Annotated in this window: 21 protein-coding genes; 19 read left to right on the plus strand and 2 right to left on the minus strand. The window is 52.0% G+C overall.

The window, feature by feature from the left end; all coding sequences use genetic code 11:
* Positions 1–70: 70 nt before the first annotated feature.
* A complete protein-coding gene (gene leuL, locus QUF14_RS00400) occupies positions 71–157 on the minus strand; it encodes a leu operon leader peptide (RefSeq protein WP_001300467.1) in 87 nt (28 codons plus the stop codon).
* A 657-nt stretch (positions 158–814) separates the two neighbouring features.
* On the opposite strand from leuL, the gene leuO reads away from it, so the two are divergent.
* Positions 815–1,759, plus strand: a complete 945-nt coding sequence (leuO, locus tag QUF14_RS00405; RefSeq protein ID WP_001355213.1) for a transcriptional regulator LeuO — start codon at positions 815–817, stop codon at positions 1,757–1,759.
* A 154-nt stretch (positions 1,760–1,913) separates the two neighbouring features.
* Here the strand turns inward: leuO and QUF14_RS00410 are convergent, their stop codons facing one another.
* Positions 1,914–1,958: a hypothetical protein gene (locus QUF14_RS00410; protein ID WP_175565144.1), complete on the minus strand. Its 45-nt coding sequence runs from the start codon at positions 1,956–1,958 to the stop codon at positions 1,914–1,916.
* 117 nt (positions 1,959–2,075) lie between these two features.
* On the opposite strand from QUF14_RS00410, the gene ilvI reads away from it, so the two are divergent.
* From ilvI to ftsA, 18 genes are all read left to right on the plus strand, one after another.
* Positions 2,076–3,800, plus strand: a complete 1,725-nt coding sequence (ilvI, locus tag QUF14_RS00415; RefSeq protein WP_000425647.1) for an acetolactate synthase 3 large subunit — start codon at positions 2,076–2,078, stop codon at positions 3,798–3,800.
* A gap of 2 nt (positions 3,801–3,802) precedes the next feature.
* Positions 3,803–4,294: an acetolactate synthase small subunit gene (ilvN, locus tag QUF14_RS00420; protein WP_001252744.1), complete on the plus strand. Its 492-nt coding sequence runs from the start codon at positions 3,803–3,805 to the stop codon at positions 4,292–4,294.
* 11 nt (positions 4,295–4,305) lie between these two features.
* Positions 4,306–4,392, plus strand: a complete 87-nt coding sequence (locus QUF14_RS00425) for a hypothetical protein (protein ID WP_032160836.1) — start codon at positions 4,306–4,308, stop codon at positions 4,390–4,392.
* An 81-nt stretch (positions 4,393–4,473) separates the two neighbouring features.
* On the plus strand, positions 4,474–5,478 hold the full coding sequence (cra, locus tag QUF14_RS00430) for a catabolite repressor/activator (protein ID WP_000762400.1): 1,005 nt from the start codon (positions 4,474–4,476) through the stop codon (positions 5,476–5,478).
* A 600-nt stretch (positions 5,479–6,078) separates the two neighbouring features.
* Complete coding sequence (mraZ, locus tag QUF14_RS00435; protein WP_001295770.1) at positions 6,079–6,537, plus strand: division/cell wall cluster transcriptional repressor MraZ; 459 nt, start codon at positions 6,079–6,081, stop codon at positions 6,535–6,537.
* A 1-nt stretch (position 6,538) separates the two neighbouring features.
* Positions 6,539–7,480 (plus strand): 16S rRNA (cytosine(1402)-N(4))-methyltransferase RsmH, encoded by a 942-nt coding sequence (gene rsmH, locus QUF14_RS00440; protein WP_000970479.1) that lies wholly within the window; start codon positions 6,539–6,541, stop codon positions 7,478–7,480.
* Positions 7,477–7,842, plus strand: a complete 366-nt coding sequence (ftsL, locus tag QUF14_RS00445; protein ID WP_000625658.1) for a cell division protein FtsL — start codon at positions 7,477–7,479, stop codon at positions 7,840–7,842. The genes rsmH and ftsL overlap by 4 nt, the downstream gene beginning before the upstream one ends.
* 15 nt (positions 7,843–7,857) lie before the next feature.
* The gene (gene ftsI, locus QUF14_RS00450) at positions 7,858–9,624 is read left to right on the plus strand and encodes a peptidoglycan glycosyltransferase FtsI (protein WP_000642222.1); all 1,767 of its coding nucleotides are present in this window, start codon (positions 7,858–7,860) and stop codon (positions 9,622–9,624) included.
* Complete coding sequence (gene murE, locus QUF14_RS00455; protein WP_000785123.1) at positions 9,611–11,098, plus strand: UDP-N-acetylmuramoyl-L-alanyl-D-glutamate--2,6-diaminopimelate ligase; 1,488 nt, start codon at positions 9,611–9,613, stop codon at positions 11,096–11,098. The genes ftsI and murE overlap by 14 nt, the downstream gene beginning before the upstream one ends.
* Positions 11,095–12,453, plus strand: a complete 1,359-nt coding sequence (murF, locus tag QUF14_RS00460; protein ID WP_000626660.1) for a UDP-N-acetylmuramoyl-tripeptide--D-alanyl-D-alanine ligase — start codon at positions 11,095–11,097, stop codon at positions 12,451–12,453. Before murE ends, murF begins: the two co-directional genes overlap by 4 nt.
* A complete protein-coding gene (gene mraY / locus QUF14_RS00465) occupies positions 12,447–13,529 on the plus strand; it encodes a phospho-N-acetylmuramoyl-pentapeptide-transferase (RefSeq protein ID WP_000964122.1) in 1,083 nt (360 codons plus the stop codon). Before murF ends, mraY begins: the two co-directional genes overlap by 7 nt.
* Positions 13,530–13,531: 2 nt before the next feature.
* On the plus strand, positions 13,532–14,848 hold the full coding sequence (gene murD / locus QUF14_RS00470) for a UDP-N-acetylmuramoyl-L-alanine--D-glutamate ligase (protein WP_000796457.1): 1,317 nt from the start codon (positions 13,532–13,534) through the stop codon (positions 14,846–14,848).
* Positions 14,848–16,092, plus strand: coding sequence for a cell division protein FtsW (gene ftsW / locus QUF14_RS00475; RefSeq protein WP_001295532.1), 1,245 nt, complete (start codon positions 14,848–14,850; stop codon positions 16,090–16,092). The genes murD and ftsW overlap by 1 nt, the downstream gene beginning before the upstream one ends.
* Positions 16,089–17,156, plus strand: a complete 1,068-nt coding sequence (gene murG, locus QUF14_RS00480) for an undecaprenyldiphospho-muramoylpentapeptide beta-N-acetylglucosaminyltransferase (protein ID WP_000016571.1) — start codon at positions 16,089–16,091, stop codon at positions 17,154–17,156. The genes ftsW and murG overlap by 4 nt, the downstream gene beginning before the upstream one ends.
* A gap of 53 nt (positions 17,157–17,209) precedes the next feature.
* Positions 17,210–18,685: a UDP-N-acetylmuramate--L-alanine ligase gene (gene murC, locus QUF14_RS00485; RefSeq protein ID WP_001096048.1), complete on the plus strand. Its 1,476-nt coding sequence runs from the start codon at positions 17,210–17,212 to the stop codon at positions 18,683–18,685.
* On the plus strand, positions 18,678–19,598 hold the full coding sequence (gene ddlB, locus QUF14_RS00490; RefSeq protein ID WP_000130049.1) for a D-alanine--D-alanine ligase: 921 nt from the start codon (positions 18,678–18,680) through the stop codon (positions 19,596–19,598). The genes murC and ddlB overlap by 8 nt, the downstream gene beginning before the upstream one ends.
* 1 nt (position 19,599) lies before the next feature.
* Positions 19,600–20,430, plus strand: coding sequence for a cell division protein FtsQ (ftsQ, locus tag QUF14_RS00495; protein WP_000075744.1), 831 nt, complete (start codon positions 19,600–19,602; stop codon positions 20,428–20,430).
* Entirely contained in the window at positions 20,427–21,689 is a 1,263-nt protein-coding gene (gene ftsA, locus QUF14_RS00500; RefSeq protein ID WP_000588474.1) for a cell division protein FtsA, read from the plus strand. The genes ftsQ and ftsA overlap by 4 nt, the downstream gene beginning before the upstream one ends.
* The last annotated feature ends 3 nt before the right edge of the window (positions 21,690–21,692 follow it).

Raw genomic sequence — 21,692 nt, forward strand, 5'->3', positions numbered from 1 at the left:
TGAGCGCCTCGCTTCGGGCATAAAAAAACCCGCGCAATGGCGCGGGTTTTTTGTTTGACTGCGTGCTGGCTTAATGCTGAATGCCGCTCACTCGTCTACCGCGCAAAGAAGATGCGTTTAGTAGTAGTAGACCGATAAAGCGAACGATGTGAGTCATTAAATCAGCTCCAGATGAATACGATATGCTTTTAGAGTTACTGGATACCAAAACGGATGTCAACCCTGACGCAATAAAAACATTCCGCCAGAGTGAGTTCTGCATTCGTCAAATTAGCTAATTGTGCTGCGGTGGTTAAAACAAGCGATATTAATTTCTGCTTAACCACCGACGCTTTTCATCGGTTGACATATTTCAGAATAAATTTTTGCATCTCATCAACGAGGAAAAGGGGGATAAAATGCACGCGTACAAAACCTATCTTGATGATTTGTATTGAATTATATATTTTGCTAATTTTTTGATATTCATTTGGTGAATATTATTGTTCGATTAATGTTAAGAATTAATGCATTAAACATATAAATTAATTATTAAAAAAGCACATTTAATCCATTTTGTGGATGATTGAGTATTCGCGGTAGTTATGATTAGATTGTTTTCGCAACAAAAACATTATGGATTATTATGCTGCGGTAAATGACTCTTTACTTGGCAATGGGTTCTGTTTTTATAAGAACCCGTATCTTTATGTTTTCCTAATTTTTCTCATTTTCCTTTTTCTTATTTTATATGCATGATAAATCATATTCTCGAGGATTATTTCTCTGCATTCCAATAAGGGAAAGGGAGTTAAGTGTGACAGTGGAGTTAAGTATGCCAGAGGTACAAACAGATCAACCAGAGACGGCGGAGTTAAGCAAACCACAGCTACGCATGGTCGATCTCAACTTATTAACCGTTTTCGATGCCGTGATGCAGGAGCAAAACATCACCCGTGCCGCTCATGTTCTGGGGATGTCGCAACCTGCGGTCAGTAACGCGGTTGCACGCCTGAAGGTGATGTTTAATGACGAGCTTTTTGTTCGTTATGGCCGTGGCATTCAACCGACTGCTCGCGCATTTCAACTTTTTGGTTCAGTTCGTCAGGCATTGCAATTAGTGCAAAATGAATTGCCAGGTTCAGGTTTTGAACCCGCGAGCAGTGAACGTGTATTTCATCTTTGTGTTTGCAGCCCGTTAGACAGCATTCTGACCTCGCAGATATATAATCACATTGAGCAAACTGCGCCAAATATACATGTTATGTTCAAGTCTTCATTAAATCAGAACACTGAACATCAGCTGCGTTATCAGGAAACGGAGTTTGTGATTAGTTATGAAGACTTCCATCGTCCTGAATTTACCAGTGTGCCATTATTTAAAGATGAAATGGTGCTGGTAGCCAGCAAAAATCATCCAACAATTAAAGGCCCGTTACTGAAACATGATGTTTATAACGAACAACATGCGGCAGTTTCGCTCGATCGTTTCGCGTCATTTAGTCAACCGTGGTATGACACGGTAGACAAGCAAGCCAGTATCGCGTATCAGGGCATGGCAATGATGAGCGTACTGAGCGTGGTATCGCAAACGCATCTGGTCGCTATTGCGCCGCGTTGGCTGGCTGAAGAGTTCGCTGAATCTTTAGAGTTACAGGTATTACCGCTGCCATTAAAACACAACAGCAGAACCTGTTATCTCTCCTGGCATGAAGCTGCCGGACGCGACAAAGGCCATCAGTGGATGGAAGAGCAATTAGTCTCAATTTGCAAACGCTAACTGGATGCAGAATAGGTCAGGCATTGATGTCTGGTTTATTCTGTATTTTTTATTTAATATAGAATTTTATTCTAAATGTGAGAGCTCGCTATTTTAGGATTAATTAAAAAAATAGAGAAATTGCTGTAAGTTGTGGGATTTAGCCGATTTATTATCAATTTAATCCTCCGTAATGGAGGATTTTATCGTTTCTTTTCACCTTTCCTCCTGTTTATTCTTATTACCTCGTGTTTATGTCTCTGGCTACCAATTGCTTAAGCAAGATCGGACGGTTAATGTGTTTTACACATTTTTCCGTTAAACAGTGAGGCAGGCCATGGAGATGTTGTCTGGAGCCGAGATGGTCGTCCGATCGCTTATCGATCAGGGCGTTAAACAAGTATTCGGTTATCCCGGAGGCGCGGTCCTTGATATTTACGATGCATTGCATACCGTGGGTGGTATCGATCATGTTTTAGTTCGTCATGAGCAGGCGGCGGTGCATATGGCCGATGGTCTGGCGCGCGCGACCGGGGAAGTCGGCGTCGTGCTGGTAACGTCGGGTCCAGGGGCGACCAATGCGATTACTGGCATTGCCACCGCTTATATGGATTCCATTCCATTAGTTGTCCTTTCCGGGCAGGTAGCGACCTCGTTGATAGGCTACGATGCCTTTCAGGAGTGCGACATGGTGGGAATTTCCCGCCCGGTGGTGAAGCACAGTTTTCTGGTTAAGCAAACGGAAGACATTCCGCAGGTGCTGAAAAAGGCTTTTTGGCTGGCGGCAAGTGGTCGCCCTGGACCAGTGGTCGTTGATTTACCGAAAGATATTCTTAATCCTGCGAACAAATTACCCTACGTCTGGCCGGAGTCGGTCAGTATGCGGTCTTACAATCCCACGACCTCCGGACATAAAGGGCAAATTAAGCGCGCTCTGCAAACGCTGGTGGCGGCAAAAAAACCGGTTGTGTATGTAGGCGGTGGGGCAATCACGGCGGGCTGCCATCAGCAGTTGAAAGACACGGTGGAGGCGTTAAATCTGCCTGTTGTTTCCTCATTAATGGGGCTGGGGGCGTTTCCGGCAACGCATCGTCAGGCACTGGGCATGCTGGGAATGCACGGCACCTACGAAGCCAATATGACGATGCATAACGCGGATGTGATTTTTGCCGTCGGGGTACGTTTTGATGATCGAACGACGAACAATCTGGCAAAGTACTGCCCAAATGCCACTGTTTTGCATATCGATATTGATCCTACCTCCATTTCTAAAACTGTGACTGCTGATATCCCGATTGTTGGGGATGCCCGCCAGGTCCTCGAACAAATGCTTGAACTCCTGTCGCAAGAATCCGCCCATCAACCGCTGGATGAGATCCGCGACTGGTGGCAGCAGATTGAACAGTGGCGTGCTCGTCAGTGCCTGAAATACGATATTCACAGTGAAAAGATTAAACCGCAGGCGGTTATCGAGACTCTTTGGCGGCTGACGAAGGGGGACGCTTACGTGACGTCCGATGTCGGGCAGCACCAGATGTTCGCCGCACTTTATTATCCTTTCGACAAACCGCGTCGCTGGATTAACTCTGGTGGCCTCGGCACGATGGGGTTTGGTTTACCTGCGGCACTGGGCGTCAAAATGGCGTTGCCAGAAGAAACCGTGGTTTGCGTCACTGGCGACGGCAGTATTCAGATGAACATTCAGGAACTGTCTACCGCGTTGCAATACGAGTTGCCCGTACTGGTGGTGAATCTCAATAATCGCTATCTGGGGATGGTGAAGCAGTGGCAGGACATGATCTATTCCGGCCGTCATTCACAATCTTATATGCAATCGCTACCCGATTTCGTCCGTCTGGCGGAAGCCTATGGGCATGTCGGGATTCAGATTTCTCATCCGCAAGAGCTGGAAAGCAAACTTAGCGAGGCGCTGGAACAGGTGCGCAATAATCGTCTGGTCTTTGTTGATGTTACCGTCGATGGCAGTGAGCACGTCTACCCGATGCAGATTCGCGGGGGCGGAATGGATGAAATGTGGTTAAGCAAAACGGAGAGAACCTGATTATGCGCCGGATATTATCAGTCTTACTCGAAAATGAATCAGGCGCGTTATCCCGCGTGATTGGCCTTTTTTCCCAACGTGGCTACAACATTGAAAGCCTGACCGTTGCGCCCACCGATGATCCGACATTATCGCGTATGACCATCCAGACCGTGGGCGATGAAAAAGTGCTTGAGCAGATCGAAAAGCAATTACACAAACTGGTCGATGTCTTGCGCGTGAGCGAGCTGGGGCAGGGGGCGCACGTCGAGCGGGAAATCATGCTGGTGAAAATTCAGGCCAGCGGCTACGGACGTGACGAAGTGAAGCGCAATACGGAAATATTTCGTGGGCAAATCATCGATGTCACGCCATCGCTTTACACCGTCCAACTGGCAGGCACCAGCGATAAGCTTGATGCATTTTTAGCATCGATTCGCGATGTGGCGAAAATTGTGGAAGTTGCTCGCTCTGGTGTAGTTGGACTTTCGCGCGGCGATAAAATAATGCGTTGAGAATGATCTCAATGCGCAATTTGCAGCCCAACATGTCACGTTGGGCTTTTTTTGCGAATTCAGTGGGAACCTGGAATAAAAGCAGTTGCCGCAGTTAATTTTCTGCGCTTAGATGTTAATGAATTTAACCCATACCAGTACAATGGCTATGGTTTTTACATTTTACGCAAGGGGCAATTGTGAAACTGGATGAAATCGCTCGGCTAGCGGGAGTGTCGCGGACCACTGCAAGCTATGTTATTAACGGCAAAGCGAAGCAATACCGTGTGAGCGACAAAACCGTTGAAAAAGTCATGGCTGTGGTGCGTGAGCACAATTACCACCCGAACGCCGTGGCAGCTGGGCTTCGTGCTGGACGCACACGTTCTATTGGTCTTGTGATCCCCGATCTGGAGAACACCAGCTATACCCGCATCGCTAATTATCTTGAACGTCAGGCGCGGCAACGGGGTTATCAACTGCTGATTGCTTGCTCAGAAGATCAGCCAGACAACGAAATGCGTTGTATTGAGCATCTTCTACAGCGTCAGGTTGATGCCATTATTGTTTCGACGTCGTTGCCACCAGAGCATCCTTTTTATCAACGCTGGGCTAACGACCCGTTCCCGATTGTCGCGCTGGACCGCGCCCTCGATCGTGAACACTTCACCAGCGTGGTTGGTGCCGATCAGGATGATGCCGAAATGCTGGCGGAAGAGTTACGTAAGTTTCCCGCCGAGACGGTGCTTTATCTTGGCGCGCTGCCGGAGCTTTCTGTGAGCTTCTTGCGTGAGCAAGGTTTCCGTACTGCCTGGAAAGATGATCCGCGCGAAGTGCATTTCCTTTATGCCAACAGTTATGAGCGGGAGGCGGCTGCCCAGTTATTCGAAAAATGGCTGGAAACGCATCCGATGCCGCAGGCGCTGTTCACAACGTCGTTTGCGTTGTTGCAAGGGGTGATGGATGTCACGCTGCGTCGCGATGGCAAACTGCCTTCTGACCTGGCAATTGCCACCTTTGGCGATAACGAACTGCTCGACTTCTTACAGTGCCCGGTGCTGGCAGTGGCTCAACGTCACCGCGATGTCGCAGAGCGTGTGCTGGAAATTGTCCTGGCAAGCCTGGACGAACCGCGTAAGCCAAAACCTGGGTTAACGCGCATTAAACGTAATCTCTATCGCCGCGGCGTGCTCAGCCGTAACTAAGCCGCGAACAAAAATACGCGCCAGTGAATTTCTCATTGGCGCGTCGAGTACGGGAATGGACATCAATATCCTTAAAGTAAATAAGACTATTCCTGGCTATTATTGATAAATGCTTTTAAACCCGCCCATTAATTAACTCACCTGCTGAAATTCACAATAATTAAGCAATATTGACAGAGCGTTTTTGCATTATTTTGTTACATGCAGAGATGAATTGCCGATTTAACAAACACTTTTCTTTGCTTTTGCACAAACCTGCTGGCATCAAGCGCCACACAGACGCAACAGGGACTGTTAACCGGGGAAGATATGTCCTAAAATGCCGCTCGCGTCGCAAACTGACACTTTATATTTGCTGTGGAAAGTAGTTAGTCATTTTAAAACGGTGATGACGATGAGGGATTTTTTCTTACAGCTATTCATAACGTTAATTTGCTTCGCACGTTGGACGTAAAATAAACAACGCTGATATTAGCCGTAAACATCGGGTTTTTTACCTCGGTATGCCTTGTGACTGGCTTGACAAGCTTTTCCTCCGCTCCGTAAACTCCTTTCAGTGGGAAATTGTGGGGCAAAGTGGGAATAAGGGGTGAGGCTGGCATGTTCCGGGGAGCAACGTTAGTCAATCTCGACAGCAAAGGGCGCTTATCAGTGCCTACCCGTTATCGGGAACAGCTGCTTGAGAACGCTGCCGGTCAAATGGTTTGCACCATTGACATTCATCACCCGTGCCTGCTGCTTTACCCCCTGCCTGAATGGGAAATTATCGAGCAAAAATTATCGCGTCTGTCGAGCATGAACCCGGTTGAGCGCCGTGTGCAGCGCCTTCTGTTAGGTCATGCCAGCGAATGTCAGATGGATGGCGCCGGTCGATTGTTAATCGCGCCAGTACTGCGGCAACATGCCGGGCTGACAAAAGAAGTGATGCTGGTTGGACAGTTCAACAAGTTTGAGCTGTGGGATGAAACAACCTGGCATCAACAGGTCAAGGAAGATATCGACGCAGAGCAGTTGGCTACCGGAGACTTATCGGAACGACTGCAGGACTTGTCTCTATAAAATGATGGAAAACTATAAACATACTACGGTGCTGCTGGATGAAGCCGTTAATGGCCTCAATATCCGTCCTGATGGCATCTACATTGATGGGACTTTTGGTCGCGGTGGTCACTCACGTCTGATCCTCTCGCAGCTTGGCGAAGAGGGGCGTTTGCTGGCGATCGATCGCGACCCGCAGGCTATCGCCGTTGCGAAGACTATTGATGATCCGCGCTTCTCCATCATCCACGGACCTTTCTCCGCGCTGGGCGAATATGTTGCCGAGCGCGATCTTATCGGCAAGATCGACGGCATTCTCCTCGATCTTGGCGTCTCTTCACCGCAACTTGATGATGCTGAACGCGGCTTTTCCTTTATGCGCGATGGTCCGCTGGACATGCGTATGGACCCAACCCGTGGGCAGTCAGCCGCTGAATGGCTACAAACCGCAGAAGAAGCCGATATCGCCTGGGTATTGAAAACCTATGGTGAAGAGCGTTTTGCCAAACGCATTGCCCGCGCCATTGTCGAGCGAAACCGCGAACAGCCGATGACCCGCACCAAAGAACTGGCGGAAGTCGTGGCTGCCGCAACGCCGGTGAAAGATAAGTTTAAACATCCCGCGACCCGTACCTTCCAGGCGGTGCGCATTTGGGTAAACAGTGAACTGGAGGAGATAGAGCAGGCGCTAAAAAGCTCGCTCAACGTGCTGGCCCCGGGGGGGCGGCTCTCGATCATCAGCTTCCACTCGCTGGAAGACCGCATTGTGAAACGCTTTATGCGTGAAAACAGCCGTGGTCCGCAAGTTCCGGCAGGGTTACCGATGACTGAAGAGCAACTCAAAAAACTGGGTGGCCGTCAGCTGCGAGCACTAGGCAAGTTAATGCCGGGCGAAGAAGAGGTGGCTGAGAACCCTCGTGCCCGTAGTTCAGTTCTGCGTATTGCAGAGAGGACGAACGCATGATCAGCAGAGTGACAGAAGCTCTAAGCAAAGTTAAAGGATCGATGGGAAGCCACGAGCGCCATGCATTGCCTGGTGTTATCGGTGACGATCTTTTGCGATTTGGGAAGCTGCCACTCTGCCTGTTCATTTGCATTATTTTGACGGCGGTGACCGTGGTAACCACGGCGCACCATACCCGTTTACTGACCGCTCAGCGCGAACAACTGGTGCTGGAGCGAGATGCTTTAGACATTGAATGGCGCAACCTGATCCTTGAAGAGAATGCGCTCGGCGACCATAGCCGGGTGGAAAGGATCGCCACGGAAAAGCTGCAAATGCAGCATGTTGATCCGTCACAAGAAAATATCGTAGTGCAAAAATAAGGATAAACGCGACGCATGAAAGCAGCGGCGAAAACGCAGAAACCAAAACGTCAGGAAGAACATGCCAACTTTATCAGTTGGCGTTTTGCGTTGTTATGCGGCTGTATTCTCCTGGCGCTGGCTTTTCTGCTCGGACGCGTAGCGTGGTTACAAGTTATCTCCCCGGATATGCTGGTAAAAGAGGGCGACATGCGTTCTCTTCGCGTTCAGCAAGTTTCCACCTCCCGCGGCATGATTACCGACCGTTCTGGTCGCCCGTTAGCAGTGAGTGTGCCAGTAAAAGCGATCTGGGCCGACCCGAAAGAAGTGCATGAAGCTGGCGGCATCAGCGTCGGTGACCGCTGGAAGGCGCTGGCTAACGCGCTCAATATTCCGCTGGATCAACTTTCCGCCCGCATTAATGCCAACCCGAAAGGGCGCTTTATCTATCTGGCGCGTCAGGTTAACCCTGACATGGCTGAGTACATCAAAAAACTGAAGCTGCCGGGGATTCATCTACGTGAAGAATCTCGCCGTTACTATCCGTCTGGCGAAGTGACCGCTCACCTCATCGGCTTTACTAACGTCGATAGTCAGGGGATTGAGGGCGTCGAGAAGAGTTTCGATAAATGGCTTACCGGGCAGCCTGGCGAGCGCATTGTGCGTAAAGACCGCTATGGTCGCGTAATTGAAGATATCTCTTCCACCGACAGTCAGGCGGCACACAACCTGGCGCTGAGTATTGATGAACGCCTGCAGGCGCTGGTTTATCGCGAACTGAATAACGCGGTGGCCTTTAACAAGGCTGAATCTGGTAGTGCCGTGCTGGTGGATGTCAACACCGGTGAAGTGCTGGCGATGGCTAACAGCCCGTCATACAACCCAAACAATCTGAGTGGCACGCCGAAAGAGGCGATGCGTAACCGTACCATCACCGACGTGTTTGAACCTGGCTCAACGGTCAAACCGATGGTGGTGATGACCGCGTTGCAACGTGGCGTGGTGCGAGAAAACTCGGTACTGAATACCGTTCCTTATCGAATTAACGGCCACGAAATCAAAGACGTGGCACGCTACAGCGAATTAACCCTGACCGGGGTATTACAGAAGTCGAGTAACGTCGGTGTTTCCAAACTGGCGTTAGCGATGCCGTCCTCAGCGTTAGTAGATACTTACTCACGTTTTGGACTGGGAAAAGCGACCAATTTGGGGTTGGTCGGAGAACGCAGTGGCTTATATCCTCAAAAACAACGGTGGTCTGACATAGAGAGGGCCACCTTCTCTTTCGGCTATGGGCTAATGGTAACACCGTTACAGTTAGCGCGAGTCTACGCAACTATCGGCAGCTATGGCATTTATCGCCCGCTGTCGATTACCAAAGTTGATCCCCCGGTTCCCGGTGAACGTGTCTTCCCGGAGTCCATTGTTCGCACCGTGGTGCATATGATGGAAAGCGTGGCGCTACCGGGCGGTGGCGGCGTGAAGGCGGCGATTAAAGGCTATCGTATCGCCATTAAAACCGGTACCGCGAAAAAGGTCGGGCCGGACGGTCGCTACATCAATAAATATATTGCTTATACCGCAGGCGTTGCGCCTGCGAGTCAGCCGCGCTTCGCGCTGGTTGTTGTTATCAACGATCCGCAGGCGGGTAAATACTACGGCGGCGCCGTTTCCGCGCCGGTCTTTGGTGCCATCATGGGCGGCGTATTGCGTACCATGAACATCGAGCCGGATGCGCTGACAACGGGCGATAAAAATGAATTTGTGATTAATCAAGGCGAGGGGACAGGTGGCAGATCGTAATTTGCGCGACCTTCTTGCTCCGTGGGTGCCAGACGCACCTTCGCGAGCACTGCGAGAGATGACACTCGACAGCCGTGTGGCTGCGGCGGGCGATCTCTTTGTAGCTGTAGTAGGTCATCAGGCGGACGGGCGTCGATATATCCCGCAGGCGATAGCGCAAGGTGTGGCTGCCATTATTGCAGAGGCGAAAGATGAGGCGACCGACGGTGAAATCCGTGAAATGCACGGCGTACCAGTCATCTATCTCAGCCAGCTCAACGAGCGTTTATCTGCACTGGCGGGCCGCTTTTACCATGAACCCTCTGACAATTTACGTCTTGTAGGCGTAACGGGCACCAACGGCAAAACCACGACTACCCAGCTGCTGGCGCAGTGGAGCCAACTGCTTGGCGAAACCAGCGCGGTAATGGGCACCGTTGGTAACGGCCTGCTGGGAAAAGTGATCCCGACAGAAAATACCACCGGTTCGGCAGTCGATGTTCAGCATGAGCTGGCGGGGCTGGTGGATCAGGGCGCGACTTTTTGCGCAATGGAAGTTTCCTCCCACGGACTGGTACAGCACCGTGTGGCGGCATTGAAATTTGCGGCGTCGGTCTTTACCAACTTAAGCCGCGATCACCTTGATTATCATGGTGATATGGAACACTACGAAGCCGCGAAATGGCTGCTTTATTCTGAGCATCATTGCGGTCAGGCGATTATTAACGCCGACGATGAAGTGGGCCGCCGCTGGCTGGCAAAACTGCCGGACGCGGTTGCGGTATCAATGGAAGATCATATCAATCCGAACTGTCACGGACGCTGGTTGAAAGCGACTGAAGTGAACTATCACGACAGCGGTGCGACTATTCGCTTTAGCTCAAGCTGGGGTGATGGCGAAATTGAAAGCCATCTGATGGGCGCTTTTAACGTCAGCAACCTGCTGCTCGCGCTGGCGACGCTGCTGGCACTTGGCTACCCGCTGGCTGATCTGTTAAAAACCGCCGCGCGTCTGCAACCGGTTTGCGGACGTATGGAAGTGTTCACTGCACCGGGCAAACCGACGGTGGTGGTGGATTACGCGCATACGCCGGATGCATTGGAAAAAGCCTTGCAGGCTGCACGTCTTCACTGTGCAGGCAAGCTGTGGTGCGTCTTTGGCTGTGGTGGCGATCGCGATAAAGGTAAGCGTCCACTGATGGGAGCAATTGCTGAAGAGTTTGCTGACGTGGCGGTGGTAACGGACGATAACCCGCGTACCGAAGAACCGCGCGCTATCATCAACGATATTCTGGCGGGAATGCTGGACGCCGGACATGCCAAAGTGATGGAAGGCCGCGCTGAAGCGGTGACTTGCGCTGTTATGCAGGCTAAAGAGAATGATGTGGTGCTGATCGCGGGCAAAGGCCATGAGGATTATCAGATTGTTGGCAACCAGCGTCTGGACTACTCCGATCGCGTCACGGTAGCGCGTCTACTGGGGGTGATTGCATGATTAGCGTAACCCTTAGCCAACTTACCGATATTCTCAACGGTGAACTAAAAGGGGCAGATATTACCCTTGATGCTGTAACCACTGACACCCGTAAATTGACGCCGGGTTGCCTGTTTGTTGCCCTGAAAGGCGAACGTTTCGATGCCCATGATTTTGCTGACCAGGCGAAAGCTGGCGGTGCGGGTGCACTGCTGGTTAGCCGTCCGCTGGATATCGATCTGCCGCAGTTAATCGTCAAGGATACGCGTCTGGCGTTTGGTGAACTGGCTGCATGGGTTCGCCAGCAAGTTCCGGCGCGCGTGGTTGCTCTGACCGGTTCCTCCGGCAAAACCTCCGTTAAAGAGATGACGGCAGCGATTTTAAGCCAGTGTGGCAACACGCTTTATACGGCAGGCAATCTCAACAACGATATCGGTGTACCGATGACGCTGTTGCGCTTAACGCCAGAGTACGATTACGCAGTAATTGAACTTGGCGCGAACCATCAGGGCGAAATTGCCTGGACTGTGAGTCTGACTCGCCCGGAAGCGGCGCTGGTCAACAACCTGGCAGCGGCGCATCTGGAAGGTTTTGGCTCGCTTGCGGGTGTCGCGAAAGCGAAAGGTGAAATCTTTAGCGGCCTGCCGGAAAACGGTATCGCCATTATGAATGCCGACAACAACGACTGGCTGAACTGGCAGAGTGTGATTGGCTCACGCAAAGTGTGGCGCTTCTCACCGAATGCTAACAACAGCGATTTCACCGCCACCAATATCCACGTGACCTCGCACGGTACGGAATTTACGCTGCAAACCCCAACGGGTAGCGTCGATGTTCTGCTGCCGTTGCCGGGGCGTCACAATATTGCGAATGCGCTGGCAGCCGCTGCGCTCTCCATGTCCGTGGGCGCAACGCTTGATGCTATTAAAGCGGGGCTGGCAAATCTGAAAGCTGTTCCTGGCCGTCTGTTCCCCATTCAACTGGCGGAAAATCAGTTGCTGCTCGACGACTCCTACAACGCTAACGTCGGCTCCATGACCGCCGCTGTTCAGGTACTGGCTGAAATGCCGGGCTACCGTGTGCTGGTGGTGGGCGATATGGCGGAACTGGGCGCTGAAAGCGAGGCCTGCCATGTACAGGTGGGCGAAGCGGCGAAGGCGGCGGGTATTGACCGCGTGTTAAGTGTGGGTAAACAAAGCCATGCTATCAGCACCGCCAGCGGCGTTGGCGAACATTTTTCCGATAAAACTGCGCTTATCACACGTCTTAAATCACTGATTGCTGAGCAACAGGTAATTACGATTTTAGTTAAGGGTTCACGTAGTGCTGCCATGGAAGAGGTAGTACGCGCTTTACAGGAGAATGGGACATGTTAGTTTGGCTGGCCGAACATTTGGTCAAATATTATTCCGGCTTTAACGTCTTTTCCTATCTGACGTTTCGCGCCATCGTCAGCCTGCTGACTGCGCTGTTCATCTCATTGTGGATGGGCCCGCGCATGATTGCTCATTTACAAAAACTCTCCTTTGGTCAGGTGGTGCGTAACGACGGTCCTGAATCACACTTCAGCAAGCGCGGTACGCCGACCATGGGCGGGATTATGATCCTGACGGCGATTGTGATCTCCGTGCTGCTGTGGGCTTATCCATCCAATCCGTACGTCTGGTGCGTACTGGTGGTGCTGGTAGGTTACGGCATCATTGGCTTTGTTGATGACTATCGCAAAGTGGTGCGTAAAGACACCAAAGGGTTGATCGCTCGTTGGAAGTATTTCTGGATGTCGGTCATTGCGCTGGGTGTTGCCTTCGCGCTGTACCTTGCCGGCAAAGACACGCCCGCAACGCAGCTGGTGGTTCCGTTCTTTAAAGATGTGATGCCGCAACTGGGGCTGTTCTACATTCTGCTGGCTTACTTCGTCATTGTGGGTACTGGCAACGCGGTAAACCTGACCGATGGTCTTGATGGCCTGGCGATTATGCCGACTGTATTCGTCGCCGGTGGTTTTGCGCTGGTGGCATGGGCAACCGGCAACATGAACTTTGCCAGCTATTTACACATACCGTATCTACGACACGCCGGGGAACTGGTCATTGTCTGTACCGCGATAGTCGGGGCAGGGCTGGGCTTCCTGTGGTTTAACACCTATCCGGCGCAGGTCTTTATGGGCGATGTCGGTTCGCTGGCGTTAGGTGGTGCGTTAGGCATTATCGCCGTACTGCTGCGTCAGGAATTCCTGCTGGTGATTATGGGGGGCGTGTTCGTGGTAGAAACACTTTCCGTCATCCTGCAGGTCGGCTCCTTTAAACTGCGCGGACAACGTATTTTCCGCATGGCACCGATTCATCACCACTATGAACTGAAAGGCTGGCCGGAACCGCGCGTCATTGTACGTTTCTGGATTATTTCGCTGATGCTGGTCCTGATTGGTCTGGCAACGCTGAAGGTACGTTAATCATGGCTGATTACCAGGGTAAAAATGTCGTCATTATCGGCCTGGGCCTCACCGGGCTTTCTTGCGTGGACTTTTTCCTCGCTCGCGGTGTGACGCCGCGCGTTATGGATACGCGTATGACACCGCCTGGCCTGGATAAATTACCCGAAGCCGTAGAACGCCACACGGGCGGTCTGAATGATGAATGGCTGATGGCGGCCGATCTGATTGTCGCCAGTCCCGGTATTGCACTGGCGCATCCATCCTTAAGCGCTGCCGCTGATGCCGGAATCGAAATCGTTGGCGATATCGAGCTATTCTGCCGCGAAGCACAAGCACCGATTGTGGCGATCACCGGTTCTAACGGCAAAAGCACGGTCACCACGCTAGTGGGTGAAATGGCGAAAGCGGCGGGGGTTAACGTTGGTGTGGGTGGCAATATTGGCCTGCCTGCGTTGATGCTGCTGGATGATGAGTGCGAACTGTACGTGCTCGAGCTGTCGAGCTTCCAGCTTGAAACCACCTCCAGCTTACAGGCGGTAGCAGCGACCATTCTGAACGTGACTGAAGATCATATGGATCGCTATCCATTTGGTTTACAGCAGTATCGTGCGGCAAAACTGCGCATTTATGAAAATGCGAAAGTTTGCGTGGTTAATGCTGATGATGCCTTAACAATGCCGATTCGTGGTGCGGATGAACGCTGCGTTAGCTTTGGTATCAATATGGGCGACTATCACCTGAATCATCAGCAGGGTGAAACCTGGCTGCGGGTGAAAGGCGAGAAAGTGTTGAACGTGAAAGAGATGAAACTTTCCGGTCAGCATAACTACACCAATGCGCTGGCGGCACTGGCGCTGGCAGACGCAGCTGGTTTGCCACGCGCCAGTAGCCTGAAAGCGTTAACTACGTTCACTGGTTTGCCGCATCGCTTTGAAGTGGTGCTGGAACATAACGGTGTGCGCTGGATTAACGACTCGAAAGCGACCAATGTCGGCAGTACGGAAGCGGCGCTCAATGGCCTGCACGTAGATGGCACGCTGCATTTGTTGCTGGGCGGCGATGGTAAATCGGCGGACTTTAGTCCGCTGGCACGTTACCTGAATGGCGATAACGTACGTTTGTATTGTTTCGGTCGTGACGGCGCACAGCTGGCGGCACTGCGCCCGGAAGTGGCAGAACAAACCGAAACCATGGAACAGGCGATGCGCTTGCTGGCTCCGCGTGTTCAACCAGGAGATATGGTTCTGCTCTCCCCGGCCTGTGCCAGCCTTGATCAATTCAAGAACTTTGAACAACGAGGCAATGAGTTTGCCCGTCTGGCGAAGGAGTTAGGTTGATGCGTTTATCTCTCCCTCGCCTGAAAATGCCGCGCCTGCCAGGATTCAGTATTCTGGTCTGGATCTCCACGGCGCTAAAGGGCTGGGTGATGGGCTCGCGGGAAAAAGATACCGACAGCCTGATCATGTACGATCGCACCTTACTGTGGCTGACCTTCGGCCTCGCGGCGATCGGCTTTATCATGGTGACGTCCGCATCAATGCCTATCGGACAACGCTTGACTAACGATCCCTTTTTCTTCGCTAAGCGTGATGGCGTCTACCTGATCCTGGCGTTCATTCTGGCGATCATTACGCTGCGTCTGCCGATGGAGTTCTGGCAACGTTACAGCGCTACGATGCTACTCGGTTCAATCATCCTGTTGATGATCGTTCTGGTAGTGGGTAGCTCTGTTAAAGGGGCATCGCGTTGGATCGATCTCGGCTTGCTGCGTATCCAGCCTGCGGAGCTGACAAAACTGTCGCTGTTTTGCTATATCGCCAACTATCTGGTGCGTAAAGGCGACGAAGTGCGTAATAACCTGCGCGGCTTCTTGAAACCGATGGGCGTGATTTTGGTGTTGGCAGTGTTACTGCTGGCACAGCCAGACCTTGGTACGGTGGTGGTGCTGTTTGTGACCACGCTGGCGATGTTGTTCCTGGCGGGGGCGAAATTGTGGCAGTTCATTGCCATTATCGGCATGGGGATTTCAGCGGTTGTGTTACTGATCCTCGCCGAACCGTACCGTATCCGCCGTGTTACCGCATTCTGGAATCCGTGGGAAGATCCCTTTGGCAGCGGCTATCAGTTAACGCAATCGCTGATGGCGTTTGGTCGCGGCGAACTGTGGGGGCAAGGTTTAGGTAACTCGGTTCAAAAACTGGAGTATCTGCCGGAAGCACACACTGACTTTATTTTCGCCATTATCGGCGAAGAACTGGGGTATGTCGGTGTGGTGCTGGCACTTTTAATGGTATTCTTCGTCGCTTTTCGTGCGATGTCGATTGGCCGTAAAGCATTAGAAATTGACCATCGTTTTTCCGGTTTTCTCGCCTGTTCCATTGGCATCTGGTTTAGTTTCCAGGCGCTGGTTAACGTAGGCGCGGCAGCGGGGATGTTACCGACCAAAGGTCTGACATTGCCGCTGATCAGTTACGGTGGTTCGAGCTTACTGATTATGTCGACAGCCATCATGATGCTGTTGCGTATTGATTATGAAACGCGTCTGGAGAAAGCGCAGGCGTTTGTACGAGGTTCACGATGAGTGGTCAAGGAAAGCGATTAATGGTGATGGCCGGCGGAACCGGTGGACATGTGTTCCCGGGACTGGCGGTTGCGCACCATCTAATGGCTCAGGGTTGGCAAGTTCGCTGGCTGGGGACTGCCGACCGTATGGAAGCGGACTTAGTGCCAAAACATGGCATCGAAATTGATTTCATTCGTATCTCTGGTCTGCGTGGTAAAGGTATAAAAGCACTGTTAGCTGCACCTCTGCGTATTTTTAACGCCTGGCGTCAGGCACGGGCGATTATGAAAGCGTTCAAACCTGATGTGGTGCTCGGTATGGGCGGCTACGTATCAGGTCCAGGTGGACTGGCAGCGTGGTCGTTAGGCATTCCGGTTGTACTTCATGAACAAAACGGTATTGCGGGCTTAACCAATAAATGGCTGGCGAAGATTGCCACCAAAGTGATGCAGGCGTTTCCAGGCGCTTTCCCTAATGCGGAAGTGGTGGGTAACCCGGTGCGTACCGATGTGCTGGCGTTGCCACTGCCGCAGCAACGTTTGGCTGGTCGTGAAGGTCCGGTTCGTGTGTTGGTAGTGGGGGGTTCCCAGGGCGCACGCATTCTTAACCAGACAATGCCGCAGGTTGCTGCGAAACTGGGTGATTCAGTCACTATCTGGCATCAGAGCGGCAAAGGTTCGCAACAATCCGTTGAACAGGCGTATGCGGAAGCGGGGCAACCGCAGCATAAAGTGACGGAATTTATTGATGATATGGCGGCGGCGTATGCGTGGGCAGATGTCGTTGTTTGCCGCTCCGGTGCGTTAACGGTGAGTGAAATTGCCGCAGCGGGGCTACCGGCATTGTTTGTGCCGTTTCAACATAAAGACCGCCAGCAATACTGGAATGCGCTACCGCTGGAAAAAGCGGGCGCAGCCAAAATTATCGAGCAGCCACAGCTTACTGTGGATGCTGTCGCCAACACCCTGGCCGGGTGGTCGCGAGAAACCTTATTAACCATGGCAGAACGCGCCCGTGCTGCATCCATTCCGGATGCCACCGAGCGAGTGGCAAATGAAGTGAGCCGGGCTGCCCGGGCGTAATTGTAGCGATGCCTTTTGCATCGTATGAATGTAAGAAGTTAATGGCGTAAAGAATGAATACACAACAATTGGCAAAACTGCGTTCCATCGTGCCCGAAATGCGTCGCGTTCGGCACATACATTTTGTCGGCATCGGTGGTGCCGGTATGGGCGGTATTGCCGAAGTTCTGGCCAATGAAGGTTATCAGATCAGTGGTTCCGATTTAGCGCCAAATCCGGTCACGCAACAGTTAATGAATCTGGGAGCGACGATTTATTTCAACCATCGCCCGGAAAACGTACGTGATGCCAGTGTGGTCGTTGTTTCCAGCGCGATTTCTGCCGATAACCCGGAAATTGTCGCAGCTCATGAAGCGCGTATTCCGGTGATCCGTCGTGCCGAAATGCTGGCTGAGTTAATGCGTTTTCGTCATGGCATCGCCATTGCCGGAACGCACGGCAAAACGACAACCACCGCGATGGTTTCCAGCATCTACGCAGAAGCGGGGCTCGACCCAACCTTCGTTAACGGCGGGCTGGTAAAAGCGGCGGGTGTTCATGCGCGTTTGGGGCATGGTCGATACCTGATTGCCGAAGCGGATGAGAGCGATGCATCGTTCCTCCATTTGCAACCGATGGTGGCGATTGTCACCAATATCGAAGCCGACCACATGGATACCTACCAGGGCGACTTTGAGAATTTAAAACAGACCTTTATTAATTTTCTGCACAACCTGCCGTTTTACGGTCGTGCGGTGATGTGTGTAGATGATCCGGTGATCCGCGAATTGTTACCGCGTGTGGGGCGTCAGACCACGACTTACGGATTCAGCGAAGATGCCGACGTGCGTGTAGAAGATTATCAGCAGATTGGTCCGCAGGGGCACTTTACGCTGCTGCGCCAGGACAAAGAGCCGATGCGCGTTACCCTGAATGCGCCAGGCCGTCATAACGCGCTGAATGCCGCAGCTGCGGTCGCTGTTGCCACGGAAGAGGGGATTGACGACGAGGCTATTTTGCGTGCGCTGGAGAGTTTCCAGGGGACAGGCCGTCGTTTTGATTTCCTCGGTGAATTCCCGCTGGAGCCAGTGAATGGTAAAAGCGGTACGGCAATGCTGGTTGATGACTACGGTCACCATCCGACCGAAGTGGATGCCACCATTAAAGCGGCGCGTGCTGGCTGGCCGGATAAAAACCTGGTAATGCTGTTTCAGCCGCACCGTTTTACCCGTACGCGCGACCTGTATGATGATTTCGCCAATGTGCTGACGCAGGTTGATACCCTGTTGATGCTGGAAGTGTATCCGGCTGGCGAAGCGCCAATTCCGGGAGCGGACAGCCGTTCGCTGTGTCGCACAATTCGTGGACGTGGGAAAATTGATCCCATTCTGGTGCCGGACCCGGCGCAGGTAGCCGAGATGCTGGCACCGGTATTAACCGGTAACGACCTGATTCTCGTTCAGGGGGCCGGTAATATCGGAAAAATTGCTCGTTCTTTAGCTGAAATCAAACTGAAGCCGCAAACTCCGGAGGAAGAACAACATGACTGATAAAATCGCGGTCCTGTTGGGCGGGACCTCCGCTGAGCGGGAAGTTTCTCTGAATTCTGGTGCAGCGGTGTTAGCCGGGCTGCGTGAAGGCGGTATTGACGCGTATCCTGTCGACCCGAAAGAAGTCGACGTGACGCAACTGAAGTCGATGGGCTTTCAGAAAGTGTTTATCGCGCTACATGGTCGCGGCGGTGAAGATGGCACGCTGCAGGGTATGCTCGAGCTGATGGGCTTGCCTTATACCGGCAGCGGAGTGATGGCATCTGCGCTTTCAATGGATAAACTACGCAGCAAATTGCTTTGGCAGGGCGCTGGTTTACCGGTAGCGCCGTGGGTAGCATTAACCCGCGCAGAGTTTGAAAAAGGCCTGAGCGATAAGCAGTTAGCAGAAATTTCTGCCTTAGGTTTGCCGGTTATCGTTAAGCCGAGTCGCGAAGGTTCCAGCGTGGGAATGTCAAAAGTAGTAGCAGAAAATGCTCTACAAGATGCATTAAGATTGGCATTTCAGCACGATGAAGAAGTATTGATTGAAAAATGGCTAAGTGGGCCGGAGTTCACGGTTGCGATACTTGGTGAAGAAATTTTACCGTCAATACGTATTCAACCGGCCGGAACCTTCTATGATTATGAGGCGAAGTATCTCTCTGATGAGACACAGTATTTCTGCCCCGCAGGGCTGGATGCGTCACAAGAGGCCAATTTGCAGGCATTAGTGCTGAAAGCATGGACGACGTTAGGTTGCAAAGGATGGGGACGTATTGACGTTATGCTGGACAGCGATGGACAGTTTTATCTGCTGGAAGCCAATACCTCACCGGGTATGACCAGTCACAGCCTGGTGCCAATGGCGGCACGTCAGGCAGGTATGAGCTTCTCGCAGTTGGTAGTACGAATTCTGGAACTGGCGGACTAATATGTCGCAGGCTGCTCTGAACACGCGAAACAGCGAAGAAGAGGTTTCTTCTCGCCGCAATAATGGAACGCGTCTGGCGGGGATCCTTTTCCTGCTGACCGTTTTAACGACAGTGTTGGTGAGCGGCTGGGTCGTGTTGGGCTGGATGGAAGATGCGCAACGCCTGCCGCTCTCAAAGCTGGTGTTGACCGGTGAACGCCATTACACGCGTAATGACGATATCCGACAGTCGATCCTGGCATTGGGTGAGCCAGGTACCTTTATGACCCAGGATGTCAACATCATCCAGACGCAAATAGAACAACGCCTGCCGTGGATTAAGCAGGTGAGCGTCAGAAAGCAGTGGCCTGATGAATTGAAGATTCATCTGGTTGAATATGTGCCGATTGCGCGGTGGAATGATCAACATATGGTAGACGCGGAAGGAAACACTTTCAGCGTGCCGCCAGATCGCACCAGCAAGCAGGTGCTTCCAATGCTGTATGGCCCAGAAGGCAGCGCCAATGAAGTGTTGCAGGGCTATCGCGAAATGGGGCAGATGCTGGCAAAGGACAGATTTACTCTGAAGGAAGCGGCGATGACCGCGCGGCGTTCCTGGCAGTTGACGCTGAATAACGATATTAAGCTCAATCTTGGCCGGGGCGATACGATGAAACGTTTGGCTCGCTTTGTAGAACTTTATCCGGTTTTACAGCAGCAGGCGCAAACCGATGGCAAACGGATTAGCTACGTTGATTTGCGTTATGACTCTGGAGCGGCAGTAGGCTGGGCGCCTTTGCCGCCAGAGGAATCTACTCAGCAACAAAATCAGGCACAGGCAGAACAACAATGATCAAGGCGACGGACAGAAAACTGGTAGTAGGACTGGAGATTGGTACCGCGAAGGTTGCCGCTTTAGTAGGGGAAGTTCTGCCCGACGGTATGGTCAATATCATTGGCGTGGGCAGCTGCCCGTCGCGTGGTATGGATAAAGGCGGGGTAAACGACCTCGAATCCGTGGTCAAGTGCGTACAACGCGCCATTGACCAGGCAGAATTGATGGCAGATTGTCAGATCTCTTCGGTATATCTGGCGCTTTCTGGTAAGCACATCAGCTGCCAGAATGAAATTGGTATGGTGCCTATTTCTGAAGAAGAAGTGACGCAAGAAGATGTGGAAAACGTCGTCCATACCGCGAAATCAGTGCGTGTGCGCGATGAGCATCGTGTGCTGCATGTGATCCCGCAAGAGTATGCGATTGACTATCAGGAAGGGATCAAGAATCCGGTAGGACTTTCGGGCGTGCGGATGCAGGCAAAAGTGCATCTGATCACATGTCACAACGATATGGCGAAAAACATCGTCAAAGCGGTTGAACGTTGTGGGCTGAAAGTTGACCAACTGATATTTGCCGGACTGGCATCAAGTTATTCGGTATTGACGGAAGATGAACGTGAACTGGGTGTCTGCGTCGTCGATATCGGTGGTGGTACAATGGATATCGCCGTTTATACCGGTGGGGCATTGCGCCACACTAAGGTAATTCCTTATGCTGGCAATGTCGTGACCAGTGATATCGCTTACGCCTTTGGCACGCCGCCAAGCGACGCCGAAGCGATTAAAGTTCGCCACGGTTGTGCGCTGGGTTCCATCGTTGGAAAAGATGAGAGCGTGGAAGTGCCGAGCGTAGGCGGTCGTCCACCGCGGAGTCTGCAACGTCAGACCCTGGCAGAGGTGATCGAGCCGCGCTATACCGAGCTGCTCAACCTGGTCAACGAAGAGATATTGCAGTTGCAGGAAAAGCTTCGCCAACAAGGGGTTAAACATCACCTGGCGGCAGGCATTGTTTTAACTGGTGGCGCAGCGCAGATCGAAGGTCTTGCAGCCTGTGCTCAGCGCGTGTTTCATACGCAAGTGCGTATCGGCGCGCCGCTGAACATTACCGGTTTAACGGATTATGCTCAGGAGCCGTATTATTCGACGGCGGTGGGATTGCTTCACTATGGGAAAGAGTCACATCTTAACGGTGAAGCTGAAGTAGAAAAACGTGTTACAGCATCAGTTGGCTCGTGGATCAAGCGACTCAATAGTTGGCTGCGAAAAGAGTTTTAATTT

Source organism: Escherichia sp. HH091_1A (assembly GCF_030295175.1).
Taxonomy (GTDB): domain Bacteria; phylum Pseudomonadota; class Gammaproteobacteria; order Enterobacterales; family Enterobacteriaceae; genus Escherichia; species Escherichia coli_F.